The organism is Nonomuraea sp. CA-143628, from assembly GCF_050942315.1.
Classification (GTDB): Bacteria; Actinomycetota; Actinomycetes; order Streptosporangiales; family Streptosporangiaceae; genus Nonomuraea.
This window is the reverse complement of record NZ_CP192072.1, coordinates 3,790,053-3,802,461: the sequence shown is the minus strand read 5'-3', so window position 1 is coordinate 3,802,461 and position 12,409 is coordinate 3,790,053. Positions and strand designations below refer to the sequence as shown.

General features: G+C 67.4%; 14 protein-coding genes. 9 read left to right on the top strand and 5 right to left on the bottom strand.

Features of this window, described 5'->3' with window-relative positions:
• The first annotated feature begins 27 nt into the window (after positions 1–27).
• Complete coding sequence (locus ACQP2T_RS17715; RefSeq protein WP_433517222.1) at positions 28–636, top strand: dihydrofolate reductase family protein; 609 nt, start codon at positions 28–30, stop codon at positions 634–636.
• Between the two features lie 32 nt (positions 637–668).
• Here the strand turns inward: ACQP2T_RS17715 and ACQP2T_RS17710 are convergent, their stop codons facing one another.
• Positions 669–1,070: an NUDIX hydrolase gene (locus ACQP2T_RS17710; protein ID WP_433517221.1), complete on the bottom strand. Its 402-nt coding sequence runs from the start codon at positions 1,068–1,070 to the stop codon at positions 669–671.
• A 238-nt stretch (positions 1,071–1,308) separates the two neighbouring features.
• Between ACQP2T_RS17710 and ACQP2T_RS17705 the strand changes: the two genes are divergently transcribed.
• Entirely contained in the window at positions 1,309–2,112 is an 804-nt protein-coding gene (locus ACQP2T_RS17705) for a phosphotransferase family protein (RefSeq protein ID WP_433517220.1), read from the top strand.
• Positions 2,113–2,515: 403 nt separating this feature from the next.
• Complete coding sequence (locus ACQP2T_RS17700; RefSeq protein WP_433520030.1) at positions 2,516–2,986, top strand: hypothetical protein; 471 nt, start codon at positions 2,516–2,518, stop codon at positions 2,984–2,986.
• Positions 2,987–3,219: 233 nt separating this feature from the next.
• Here ACQP2T_RS17700 and ACQP2T_RS17695 read toward each other — a convergent pair whose 3' ends face one another.
• Entirely contained in the window at positions 3,220–3,795 is a 576-nt protein-coding gene (locus ACQP2T_RS17695; RefSeq protein ID WP_433517219.1) for a dihydrofolate reductase family protein, read from the bottom strand.
• 413 nt (positions 3,796–4,208) lie between these two features.
• On the opposite strand from ACQP2T_RS17695, the gene ACQP2T_RS17690 reads away from it, so the two are divergent.
• The gene (locus ACQP2T_RS17690; RefSeq protein ID WP_433517218.1) at positions 4,209–6,128 is read left to right on the top strand and encodes an exo-alpha-sialidase; all 1,920 of its coding nucleotides are present in this window, start codon (positions 4,209–4,211) and stop codon (positions 6,126–6,128) included.
• 183 nt (positions 6,129–6,311) lie between these two features.
• The gene (locus tag ACQP2T_RS17685; protein WP_433517217.1) at positions 6,312–7,028 is read left to right on the top strand and encodes a FadR/GntR family transcriptional regulator; all 717 of its coding nucleotides are present in this window, start codon (positions 6,312–6,314) and stop codon (positions 7,026–7,028) included.
• 109 nt (positions 7,029–7,137) lie between these two features.
• On the opposite strand, the gene ACQP2T_RS17680 is transcribed toward ACQP2T_RS17685, so the two are convergent.
• Positions 7,138–8,307: an FAD-dependent monooxygenase gene (locus tag ACQP2T_RS17680; RefSeq protein WP_433517216.1), complete on the bottom strand. Its 1,170-nt coding sequence runs from the start codon at positions 8,305–8,307 to the stop codon at positions 7,138–7,140.
• 69 nt (positions 8,308–8,376) lie between these two features.
• Here ACQP2T_RS17680 and ACQP2T_RS17675 point away from each other — a divergent pair, with 69 nt between their 5' ends.
• A complete protein-coding gene (locus tag ACQP2T_RS17675; protein ID WP_433517215.1) occupies positions 8,377–8,946 on the top strand; it encodes a TetR/AcrR family transcriptional regulator in 570 nt (189 codons plus the stop codon).
• A gap of 18 nt (positions 8,947–8,964) precedes the next feature.
• On the opposite strand, the gene ACQP2T_RS17670 is transcribed toward ACQP2T_RS17675, so the two are convergent.
• Together ACQP2T_RS17670 and ACQP2T_RS17665 are read right to left on the bottom strand one after the other, a co-directional pair.
• Positions 8,965–9,441: a YdeI/OmpD-associated family protein gene (locus ACQP2T_RS17670; RefSeq protein ID WP_433519786.1), complete on the bottom strand. Its 477-nt coding sequence runs from the start codon at positions 9,439–9,441 to the stop codon at positions 8,965–8,967.
• 277 nt (positions 9,442–9,718) lie between these two features.
• Positions 9,719–10,132, bottom strand: a complete 414-nt coding sequence (locus ACQP2T_RS17665; protein WP_433517214.1) for a VOC family protein — start codon at positions 10,130–10,132, stop codon at positions 9,719–9,721.
• Between the two features lie 114 nt (positions 10,133–10,246).
• Between ACQP2T_RS17665 and ACQP2T_RS17660 the strand changes: the two genes are divergently transcribed.
• From ACQP2T_RS17660 to ACQP2T_RS17650, 3 genes are all read left to right on the top strand, one after another.
• Positions 10,247–11,107: a sigma-70 family RNA polymerase sigma factor gene (locus ACQP2T_RS17660; protein WP_433517213.1), complete on the top strand. Its 861-nt coding sequence runs from the start codon at positions 10,247–10,249 to the stop codon at positions 11,105–11,107.
• The gene (locus tag ACQP2T_RS17655; RefSeq protein ID WP_433517212.1) at positions 11,104–11,238 is read left to right on the top strand and encodes a VOC family protein; all 135 of its coding nucleotides are present in this window, start codon (positions 11,104–11,106) and stop codon (positions 11,236–11,238) included. The genes ACQP2T_RS17660 and ACQP2T_RS17655 overlap by 4 nt, the downstream gene beginning before the upstream one ends.
• Positions 11,239–11,540: 302 nt before the next feature.
• Positions 11,541–12,236 (top strand): hypothetical protein, encoded by a 696-nt coding sequence (locus ACQP2T_RS17650; protein ID WP_433517211.1) that lies wholly within the window; start codon positions 11,541–11,543, stop codon positions 12,234–12,236.
• The last annotated feature ends 173 nt before the right edge of the window (positions 12,237–12,409 follow it).

Genomic DNA, 12,409 nt, shown 5'->3' with positions numbered 1-12,409 from the left:
GCAGGCACGACCAGACAGGAGAAGCAGATGAGCAGAGTGATCGTCGGCGCGACCGTATCCGCGGACGGCTTCATCGCCGATCGGAACGACGGCGTTGGGCCGCTGTTCGATTGGTACTTCAACGGCCCGCAGGAGTTGACCGTCGCACCCCACCGGTACCGGCCGAAGGGCGGATACCGGCCGGCTCCCGCCAGCGCCGATCTGCTCCGCGACACCTGGCCGGCCATCGGCGCGGCCATCATCGGACGCCGTCTGTTCGACCTCACCGACGGCTGGGGCGGCCGGCCCGCCGTGGGTGATCACGTCTTCGTCCTGACCCACCGTTCCCCCGGTGACTGGCCGAGCCGCTACCCCGAGGCTCCGTTCCATTTCGTCACCGGCGGCCTGGAAGAGGCCGTGGCTCGCGCCCGGCGGGCGGCCGGCGACCGCACCGTCTCCCTCGCCGCAGGCGATCTCGCCGGCCAGGCGGTCTGCGCCGGGCTGGTGGATCAGGTCGACATGTACGTGGCTCCGGTCCTGCTCGGCGACGGGATCCGGTTCTTCGGAGCACACAAGGTCCCCACCACCATGATGGAGAACCCGCGCATCGTGGCCGGCGACAGAGTCACCCATATCAGTTACGACCTACGCGCATAACTTTGGTTCCCCCCGCCTCCTCCGCGACAGAGTCAGTGAAGCTGGCCGGTTTCGTGCAGGTGGTCGAAGATGATCTGGTCCACGGGGGCTACACGATCGCGGGCGGCGTACATCAGCCAGATGACTTCTTCGATCTCGCTGCTGGGAGTGGGTGTTCCCTGGTGATCGGCGGTGTAGCAGGTCATCTGTACGGTAACGCCGTCGGCGTGGCCGTGTGCCTGCGCCTGGTAGGTGCCCACGTGGGCGGCTGTGGCGGGGATGATGGCGACAGACAGTTCCTCATCGATCTCGCGGACGAGGGTGTCGAGATCGGTTTCGCCGGGTTCGCGTTTGCCGCCAGGCAGGTAGTAGACGTCCTTGCCGCGTGAGCGAGTGCTGAGGATTCTGCCGTCCCGCAGGTGGATCCAGGCGATCTTGTCGATGATGATGGCCATCGTGCGTCCCCCTCGCTGGTTGAGAACGGCCGGTCGAGCACCCGGTGCGTCCGGTCGTTCGATGAGTCTGCCACGGCGGGAGGGGGTTCCGGCGCGTACGCAGGGCGACCACGCGCACGTACGTGGTGGTCTCCGGCGGCTACAACGACAAGGTACGGGTGTGGAGCCTGGGCCCGCCGTACCCCTCACCCGGCCCGTGACCGAAGGTTCCGCTGTGCTATCCCGCTTGTTTAGGGTGATGATCTTCAACAAGATCGGAGAGTGCATGGACACCCAGGCGAGCAAGCACACGATCGAAATGCGGTCCGATGTCGTGATCAAGCAATACCGACGGTTGGACCATGGCCAGCCTGAGCGGGAATGGCGAGCATTGGGGCTGCTCAACGAGTACTCCCCTGGACTTGCGCCAGCGCCCGTTAACGCCCATCTGGAGGCCGACCCGCCAACGGTAGTGATGTCTCGACTTGGCGGCGCCACTGTGACGGGACCGATCAAGGGGCAACTGGCGGACGCGCTGGCCGAGGCAGTCACGGGGGTCCAGCAGGCGATCCCCCAGCGTGTGTTGGAACGGGTCCCCGCTCGGGCTGGGCATCCAGTCGAACTGCTCGACCAAGTTCGATCATGGTGGTCGGCGGCTTCTGATGCGGAACCTGTGATCAGGAACGCGTTTCGCGAGGCTGGGAGCTGGATGGAGCAGCCCACGTTGGAGGGGCTGTTGGCGCAGCCGGGTACTCCGGTGTTCGGCACCGGCGACGGGAACCTGGCCAACTATCTGTGGGATGGCACCAAAGTCGGCGTTGTGGACTTCGAGTTTTCCGGCCGCAGCGATCGTGCCTTCGAACTCGCCGAGGTCGTCGAGCACATATCGGTGTGGCGCAACGACGCCGCCGGCATGACCGCGGTGCTGGAGAGGTTCGGGTTGACGGCTGACGAAGCCGCCCGGCTCACGGAGTGCCGCCGCCTTCTCGCGCTGTACTGGCTGTTGCGGACCCGGGGAGAGACCAAGGCGGCTCAGGCGGAACGGATGCTGGCGTTGCTGTAGAGGGGCGTGCCAGGTCGGCCCGCAACAGATGGTCGATGAGGTCTCTGCACGGGACCAGCCGGATCGACCGTCCGGTGACATTGCGGTCGGCTATGGTCCGGCTGGTGACTGCCTGGCGGGCAGAGTGGACTGCACAACACGTCGACCCAGACGCCGGAGACCGGCGCGGTGATCTGCTCGACGGCGTCGGCCCCGCAGACGAACCAGACGGTCTTGCCTTCCGGAACGGGATCGACACCCCACCGATCCGCGTAGGCCGCGACGATCGCCAGCCCGCGACCATGCCGCAACGGCTTGTCGAGGCTGTCCGGCACGCACCGCTCGTGCCAGCGGCAATCCCATTAGCCATAGTTCGGCTAGCTAGCTAGACAGATGCGCCAGCGGAGACTCAGAGTTAACGACCATGGACCTGAACCACGATGCGATCTTCGACCAGCCCGACCTCCTCCCCCCGCCCGAGGACGACGCCGACGTCGTGTTCGCCACCACCTACAACGCCACCGCCACCCGCGCCGGAAAGCAGTGGACCGCCACAGCCACCGACCTGCCCGGCGGACATACCGTCCAGGCCCAAGGCGCAAGCTGGGCCGAAGTGAAGAGCAACGTCGCCGATCTCATCTTCGACCTGCTCAAGGACGAACCCGGCACGATTGGCGTCCATGTCGCCCCCGCCGATCCAGAAGCCGCGGCCGCCCTGTCGGCCGTCATCAAAGCCCGCCAGGCGCGTGTGCTCGCTGAGCAGACTGAGCGTGACGCGGTTCGCCACGCCGCCCGCCTCCTCATCGCCCGGGGATGGACCACCAGGGACGCAGGCAGTGCCATGCGCCTGTCTCACCAGCGCATCTCCCAGATCGTCTCCGCCGCTGCCCCGTAGGAGGTACGCGCCCGGCAGCGCCTCGCGCATGCGGTTCGACGGCTCTTCATGGTCGCCGGTCTCGAGCAGTGACCGGGCGACGTGGTGGGTGAGGGTGCGGAAGCCCAGGGCGGACCCGCGGAGGTGTTCCAGGCGGAACCCCAGTGCGGTCGCGCCCTCTGACCGGCCACCAGCGCCAATCGAACCTGAGCGAGCAACGTGCCCGGCATGGCTCAACGATGCCCCGTCGCCGATCAACCGTGTCGGGTCGGCCGGTAGGTCAGCACCTGCGTGTGGTCGTCGAAGGTGCGGGCCTGGAGCAGTTCGAGGTCGAAGTCGTCCGCTCCGTCGAAGATCCGGTCCACGCCGGTCTTCCCGGAGATCACAGGGAAGACCGTCACCTCGATGGTGTCGATCAGGCCCGCGTTCAGCAGTGTCCGGTTGAGCGTCAGGCTGCCGTGGGAGCGCAGCGGCACATCGGATTCGGCCTTGAGGCGCGTGATCACCTCGACGGGATCGCCGGACTCGATGGTCGTGTCCGGCCAGTCGAGCGGCTCGGTCAGCCGGCTGGAGAGCACCGTGACCGGGGAGTCGAACATGCGCGTGATCCACCCGTCGAACAGACTGCGGTCGAAGCCCGCGTCAAGGAACGGCGCGTTCGACGTGTAGGTCTTGGCCCCGAGCACCATGCGCAGCGGGTCGCGGTAGGCGGCCGCGCGATGGGCGAGGAATTCGGGGCCCTGCTTGCCCCAGTAGCCGCCCCAGTCGCCGCTGTGGTTGGCGAAGCCGTCGAGGGTGGAGAAGATGTCGAAGGTGTACGTGGCAGTCATGGTGTCTGTCTCCTTGCGGGAAGTTGGCCGCGCCCGCCTTGTGGCGGCCTCACCCTTGCTACGAACGCCACCGCCCCGATCCGACACGTCTCCCGGATTTGGTGCAAAACTTTCCGGGCTCATCCGAGGCTGAACCCGCCGGCCTCGAGTAGTGATCTTGCGGAGCGGAAGCCCAGCCCGGAGCCGCGTAGGCGTTTGTGATGGTCTTCGCGCAGGCTCGGTCCGGGTTGCGGCAGGCGGCGACGACGCGTCGGCAGATGCCCCAGGTGGAGTCCTCTCGGGCCGGCCGGACGCTCAGCTCGCGGACACATTCGCTCACTCGTGAACATCCCACATTCACCATCTGTTAAACATCCAACGTTGGACGTAGGATGTCCCATCCATGACTGTCTCCTGTCAGGAAGGGCAAGGACATGCACGATGGTCACCCCCCAAAGATCCGTACCGGGCGCTCCTGGCGCCGCCGGGCGGGCGCCGTAGTGGTGCTCGCCGGCTTACTCGTCAGCGGGTTAGGCGCGCCGGCGACCGCCGCGCCGGCGGAGACCTTCCAGGCCGGCACGACGCGCGACACCGCACCGTTCGTGGACGAGCAGGTGCTCTACAAGCAGGGCGACTTCGGATACGGCTGCTTCCGCATCCCCGCCGTGGTGCGGGCCACGAACGGCATGGTCTTGGCGTTCGCCGAGGGGCGGGTGAAGGACTGCGGCGACGACGAGGACATCGACCTCGTGTTGCGCCGTTCCGCCGACGGCGGGCGGACCTGGGGACCACTGCAGGTGGTCTCGGAGGGCAACGGCACGACGCATGGCAACCCGGTGCCGATCGTTGACGAACGTACCGGGCGGGTCGTGCTGGTGAGCACCCACAACGGTGGGGAGCCGTGCCCGAACGGCTGTGACCGCGACCCCTGGGTGCAGTTCAGTGACGACCACGGGGCGACCTGGTCGGCTGCCAGGGAGATGACCGAGGGCAAGCGTCCGGAGTGGAACTTCTGGTACGCCACCGGCCCGATGCACGGCATCCAACTCAAGAACGGCCCGCACGCCGGCCGGCTGGTCGTCGGGGCGAGTTTCGAGAGCTGGGACCGGGTCGGCAAGCACGTCTACGGCACGCACCTGCTCTATAGCGACGACAGCGGGGTGACGTGGAACATCGGCGCCGAGACGTCCCGCGATGACGGCACGGTCATCGCCCAAGAGGTCACCGTCGTCGAGCTGACGGACGGGCGGATCTACGCCTCGGCCCGCGAGCGCGGCACCGACGAGGGCAGCCGGGCGTACGCGACCAGCAGTGACAGCGGCGAGACGTGGGACGCGCCGTTCCGCACCATGCCGGCGCTGGCGACGACCGACATCCAGGCGTCGCTGCTGCGGTTCGACGAAGGGCGCATCCTCTTCTCCGCGCCGATGCACCCGGGCGCCCGGGAGGCGATGGGGATCCGGTCGTCCTACGACGAGGGGCGCCGCTTCGAGACGTGGGACGAGGGCAAGGTCTTCTACTGGGGGCCGTCGGCGTACTCGGACATGGTGCGCCTGGACGGCGACGAGGCGGCCCTGATGTACGAGGCCGGCACCATCACGCCGTACGAGCAGATCCGGTTCACGCGGTTCAACGAGGCGTACCTGGAGACGCCGAACGGCACCCCGCCCGGCATCCCTGGTCCCCCGGCGCCCGGCCCGACGACGCCGGACACGTCGCCGTACCGCAACCAGGCGTATGTCCGCGGCGGTGCGCAGACCACCGATGGGCGGTTCGGCGACGGGCTGGCCCTGGACCGGGTGGACGACCGGGTGGAGGTGCCGTTCAACAGCTCCATCGACCTCGGTGCGAAGGACTTCACGCTGAGCTCCTGGATCCGGTATTCGGAGCAGACCGGCGCGCACACGATCCTCTGGTTCCACCGGGTGAACAGGGGCACCAACCCGCCGGCGCTGTGGCTGCGGGCCGAACCGGCCAGCAACCGCATCCGGGCGGTCCTCTCCGTCGACCGGTTCAACGTGACCGTACAGTCGCCGAGCGCGTACAACGACGGGCAGTGGCACTTCGTGGTGCTCCAGCGGGTACGCGGCGAGCTCCGGCTCCTGGTGGACGGCGTACCGGTCTCGTCGGCGGCGGCGCCGGCCGGTTCGGTGACCCTCGGCAAGGAGTTCGGGCTCGAGGGAATCCACATCGGACAGCGGCTGGACGGTGTGGACCGCTTCCGCGGCACGCTGGACGAGGTACGCGTCTACCGGCGCGCCCTCGCGAGCACCGAACTGGACATGATCCGACGGTTCAACCTCCCGATCGGCGGTCAGCTCGGGCTGCGGCTGCCGTTCGATCACGTCAGCTAAGGGGGACACGAACCGCTTGGCGATGGCGCTCGCGGGGTCACGCGGGCGTCATCGCCGTGCCTTGGCGCCGGGCTGGGCTGAAGCGGCGAGGAGCGAGAACGAGCAACGTCTGCCCGGTTGCCTGTCTGTGTCCTCGGCGTAAAATCTCCTGCCCCGCCTGGCCTTCCGAGATAGAGAGGTGGGATGTTTGGACATAAGGACTTCGACGAGCCTGGGGGCAGCATGCGCATGCGTGACGGCACGTCGCTTCAGGAGCGCATCGTCGCCCTGATCCACGAGCGCGGACTGACCCCAGGCTCACCGATGCCGACCGAAGTGCAATTGATGGATCTGCTGGGGGCGAGCCGCAACAGCGTCCGCGAGGCCGTACGGGCCCTGCGGGCGTTGGGCATCGTCGAGATCCGGCACGGACATGGGACGTTCGTCGGGCACGCGTCGCTCGACGTACTGACACCGTCGCTTGCCTTCCGGGTGCGTTCGGGGCCGGGCGGCGGGATCCGCGCGCTGCAGGATCTGGTCGAGGTCCGCGAACTGCTTGAGACCGGACTGGTCGCCCAGGTGGCCCAGAGCACCAGCGCCACCCGGCTCGCCGCGTTGGACGCCCTGGTCAATGGCATGGACCGGGACCCGGAAGCCGATCGGGCGTTCCACGCGCTGCTGTACGAGTTGTGCGGCAACGAGTTGGTGCTGCAGCTGATCGGCCTGTTCTGGGACGTCTACCACGAGGTCGAGCCGACGCTCGGCCCACCGGAGGAGCGGAGCGCGGAGATCGTCGTCAACCACCGCCGGATCGTGGCGGCGCTTCGCGCTCAGGACGCCGAGGCCGCCCAGGAGGCGATGCGGCTGCACTTCCGGGATGTCAAGGCGCGCATCGCGCGGGCGGAGGCCCGGCCGGCCTGACCCGGCCACCCAGCGCTTCCCCGGCCTGCTCCGAACCGCCGGCTATGCCAAGACGGTTTTCAAAGGCGGACGAGTGATGGAGAGGGGCGACATCGAACGCCTCACCGGCCTAGCGGGCTGGGGCGTACTCCGGCAGAGGCCGGGCGTTCCTGGCCTGCACCCGGCGCTCCACCGCGCCGATCGCCTTCATCAACGGCAGGCGGGCGACGACGTCGCGGACGCACCGGCCGCCTTCGGTCTTGGGCACCATGAGTCGGACGTTAGGACCGATCTGCTGTTTCTTGTCGACCAGCGGACGGTGGGCGAGGTCGTAGCGGGCGAAGGCGATGCGGTGGTCGCCGCCCGCTGCGGCGAGTTCTCCGGCGAGGCGGTAGGCACCGACCAGAGCCAGTTCCGCGCCCGCGCCCGAGGCGGGGGACGCGCACCAGGCGGCGTCGCCGACGAGCGCGACACGACCGTTGGACCACGAGTCCATCCGCACCTGGCCCAGGGCGTCGAAGTAGAAGTCGGGGTCGGCCAGGGCCGCGTCGAGCAGCTCCCTGGTCCGCCGAGGCTCCTCGTCCGCGAACACCTCACTGATCAGGCGCTTGTGCTCGGCGACGTCGCGGTGGTCGTAGTGCAGTGGCGCGGAGCGGAAGATGAAGTACGCCTTGGCCTGAGCGTGGTTGCCGGACCGGTAGATCCCGGTCATCTTGCCCGGCGTGTTGAACATCGTCACCCAGCGGTCCTCGCCGAGCGAGGCGTCGGCATTCGCGAAGGCGAAGTAGTGGTCCTTGTGCTGGACGAACCGCTCCTCCGGACCGAAAGCGAGATGGCGGGTGGTGGAGTGCATGCCGTCGGCCCCGATGACGAGGTCGAAGCGGCGGGCGGGCGCGTGCTCGAAGGTGACGGTCACGCCGTCATCGTCTTGCTCCAGGCCGAGGATGGAGTCGCCGAACAAGTACTCGGCGTCGGTCACCTCGTGCAGCAGGGCCACCAGGTCGCCGCGCATGATCTCGACAGAGGCCGGGTCCCGGGTGTCGATCCGGGCGACTGCCCGGTCCGCGGCGTCGACGAACTTCATGCCATGTACGTCGGTGGCGAGCTCGCGGACCCGTGGCAGGAGTCCCATCCGCTCGATCACCTCGACGGCGTTGCCGCGCACGTCCACCCCGTTGCCGCCGGAACGCAGCGCCGGGGCGCGCTCGACCACGGTGGGCTTGAAGCCGTGCCGGGCCAGCCAATGGGCCAGGGTCAGGCCGGCGATGCTCGCGCCGGAGATCAGGATCCGCTCGTTCATGGGGGGCTCCTTCGCGCTACGATAAGTGAAATGCACGTTCCAGTTGATTATGTGAAATGAGCATTCCAGTTGTCAACGCCCACTGAACCCCGGCGCCGGGCCGACGCCGTTCGCAACCGCCATCTCGCCCTGGAGGCGGCCACTGTGCTACTGGCCGAGCCGGGCGCGTCCCTTACGGTCGAGGCCATCGCCAAGAAGGCGGGCCTGGGGGCGGCGACTGTCGTACGCGCCTTCGGCGGCAAGGACGCACTCCTGGACGCCGCTGTGTCCCGGCTCCTTGAACCGGTGGTGCGGCACGCCCGCGACCTGCTCTCCGAGACCACGCCCACGCAGGCCCTGCGGATCTTCCTCCGCGAACTGATCGCCTTCCAGACCGCCCACTACGCCATCAACGACCAGTTGGGAGGTCTGGACCTACCCGCCACCACGGCCCTGCGCACCGACCTCGTCCGCGCCGTCGAGGAGATGATCGCCGGGGCACGCCGCGACGGCGCGGTCCGCACCGACATCGACCCCGCCGTCATCACGACTCTGATCGGCCAGACCGCCCTCGCGGTCGCCCGTGCTCAGCCGCCGACCCAGGAACTCGCCGACGCCTACCTCACCGTCCTGCTGGACGGACTCCGCCCCGCCCCCTGACAGCCTCACCCCCACCGTTCACGACCGCGGGACAGGACAATCATCAACAGCGCCGTGAACGCGAGTGTTGACAGCCGCAGGGACCCTTGTCGGCCCTCGGTCCCGCAGGATCGCCAAGGCCTTTTCGATCCGCCGTACGCGCGTCTCGGGTTTTTTCGCACTTTCGATGGCGAGCACGTGCTCACGCTTGTGGCTGTAGGCCAGGAGGTCGTAGGCAGCGCGGGCGACCGGGTCGGCGTCCAGAGCGCGGGCGAAGTCCACGGGCTCGACCACGGCAGGAGGCTCGGCATCGAATTCGACCTCGATCTCCACCTCATCGCCGGTCACGACACCGGCGGCTTGCCGGTTGGCGTTGCTCAGGCCGAGCAGGTTGCGGCCGCGCATGATGGCGACCCTGCTCTTCCACGAATGCCCGTTGATCGTGATGGTCACCCTCGGCCGCCTGCCCCCACCGAGCGCCTCCACGACTTCTTCGGGAACTTCCAGCCCTCTCATGGGCTCCACAGGCTCGACGTAGGCTCGAAACTTCATGATCTGCTCCCGTTCTCTTGCGGCTCGCCGTGGATTCAGGCCGCCCTGCCCCGAATAACCGGTCTCACTGAATGCCTCGTCCGGCGACGCGCGGTGGTTCGGCGTCGACGCGATCCCGCGTCGATGCCGAACCTACGCGTCAGTGCCGGTCACGCCGGTCGTGCTGAAGACCCTCCATTCGGAGGGGTCCGGCCGTCGGGCCCGGCAATGGCCGCGTCACCCACACTCCCCAGAGGCATTGCTACTCGGCGTAGGGCTGGTCCTTTCCCTGGGCGCTGTAGCCAAGACTCCAGATGTAGCCGTCCGGATCCGCGAAGGAGCCGCCGTACCCACCCCACGGCAGAGCTCCGGCAGGCTTGAGGACCGTGGCGCCGGCCTTCTCGGCCTCCGCCATGATCTCGTCGACCCGCGCCTCACTACGAACGACGTAGGTGAGAACCAGTCCGCTGAAGCCGCTGCCTTCCGAGCTCGTGCCCACCTGGTCGGCCAAGCCGTCACGGCCGTAGAAGCCGACGGGCGAGGCGCCGTCCGATTCGAAGAACACCGAGATGCCGTAGTCGTTCTGGATCTTCCAGCCGAGCCCCTCGGTGTAGAACTGCTTGGCCCGGTCCATGTCCCGGACGCCGAGAAGGATCGAGCTGACGTGCGCTTTCATACCTTGTCCCCTTATGTACGTGCTACCCGAACATCCGAGCCGGGCCCGGATGTCACATCGGCGTGGATTCGCCGGTCAATTGGTATGACAGGCCCGGACGGAGGAACGTGACCGATGACTGAACAGGACTGGGTGAGCCGGCGGTTCGCCGAGCACCAGGACCGCTTGCAAGCGATGGCGTACCGGATGCTCGGCTCGCCCAGCGAGGCCGAGGACGCGGTGCAGGAGGCGTGGCTGCGGGTCAGCCGCGCCGACACCGGCCAGGTGGAGAATCCGGCCGGGTGGCTGACCACGGTCGTCGCCCGGGTCTGCCTGAACATGCTCGAGGCACGCCGCTCCCGGCGTGAAGACTCGGCCGGGGCGCTGCCGCCCGAGCCTGACGCGCCGCACGCGGATATCCAGACCGGCCCCGAGGACGAGGCGCTGCTGGCCGATTCGGTCGGGGTCGCGCTGATGGTGGTGCTGGACACGCTGACTCCCGCCGAGCGGCTCGCGTTCGTCTTGCACGACGTCTTCGCCGTGTCGTTCGGGGAGATCGGCCCCATCATCGACCGCTCCCCCGTGGCGGCCCGGCAACTCGCCAGCCGGGCCCGGCGCCGGGTACAAGGAGCGGCCGGGGCATCCGACGCCGCGCGCTCGGCGAAGCGGGACATCGTCGAGGCGTTCCTCGCCGCCTCCCGGAGCGGGGATTTCGCCGCCCTGCTCGACCTGCTCGATCCGGACGCCGTGGTCGGCGAGGTCCGCGGCGACCAGGCGGTGGCGGCCTTCTTCGCCGGACGAGCTCAGGCCGCCCGGCTCGCTCTGGTCGACGGCGTGCCGGCGGCCGTCTGGTCGCACCTCGGCCGGCCGAAGGCCGTCTTCACGTTCACCATCGACGACGAGAAGATCACCCGCATCGATATCGACACCGACCTGGACCGGCTCCGCGACCTCGACATCGTCGTTCTTGGCGCCGGCGACAAGGAGCGGCGTTGATCCGTACGGATCTCAAGCTCTCCGCTTGCACCCTCGCCGTCCACGACCTCAACGAGGCGCTCGGCTTCTACCGTGACGTGCTCGGCTTCGAGGTACGCGACGACGACGGATTTTTGGGGGTGCGGTGGTGAGCGTCGGCCCGCCATCGCGGCCGGACAGGCGGATCGTCCTCGAATCCCCTGGTCCTGCCGCTGACCGTGATCATTGTCCTCATGACTCCGGCCTTCATGGTGCTGCCGTTCTTCGCATGCGGTCGTGAGTTCATCCTCAAGCTTGTGGACAAGCTCACCGTTTGGGCGCGGGTCATTGTCCCGAAGACTGATGCCAAGTGACACCAGGGGTGGGTAACGAGTCGGCCTGTACCCAGTGACCTGCACCAAAGCTGCACAACAGCACTACCGTCTTCTTCACATCGGTACGACAGGATCGCACCGTGCGCCTTCTAGCTAACATCGCGGTTGCGGCACTACTCATCACCACGGTTGGCTGCGGAACAATCATCGAGGCCAACCCGCCCAAGAAGACACACCGCATCACGATGGACGACCTTCTACTTCCGGACGAACAACTTCCAGCGAAATCGACCAATGGAGCGTGGAAGGCATCGCACGAAGACCTAAATCCGGAGACTGATCTTCTCGACCTTGACGATCGGCCCCAAGACAATTCGGCCCTGTTCTTCGGAGATGAAGAAGAGCGGCTGAGGAAGTGGGATGGGCTGGTTCAACGAATTCATCGGCTGGACAGCCCGTCTGCCGCCGAGGCGGAGCAGAGAGACGCACCTTATGGAAGGACCATCGTCGACGACGAGAACCCGTACGGGCCCATCGTCCCGATGCCCCTCACAGCAGCGTCGCTCCATGGCGATTCGTCAGCCCTGATGTGCGCAGGCAAGGGAACAAACCTTGAGGAGTCATGTCCCTTTTGGCAGTTTCGCGAGAGATTTGGCACGTACCTAGTCGATGTAGATTACTCAAGCAACTACGACCCTCAGCACCGATTGATTCCGAAGGAGGAGTTCCTGGCCGTAGTACAGGCCGTTGACCACCACGTCTACGAAATGCTCAAATACCAAGCAGACCCCTCCTCAAATCCCAGCGAGACGATCACGACCACCGTGGATCTGTAGGGTCACCTCGTTCCTCAAGCCTCCGCCAGGGCCAGGAAAGCGCTCGTCGACCGATAGCGCTATGTAACGATCTATGTGCGCATCGCGAAGTCAGGGATGAAGCGAGGTCCGAGTGCCGAGAATCTTTGGATAGGGGGCGGGCGGGCGCTGACCTGGGCGGCTTCTGGGATCGC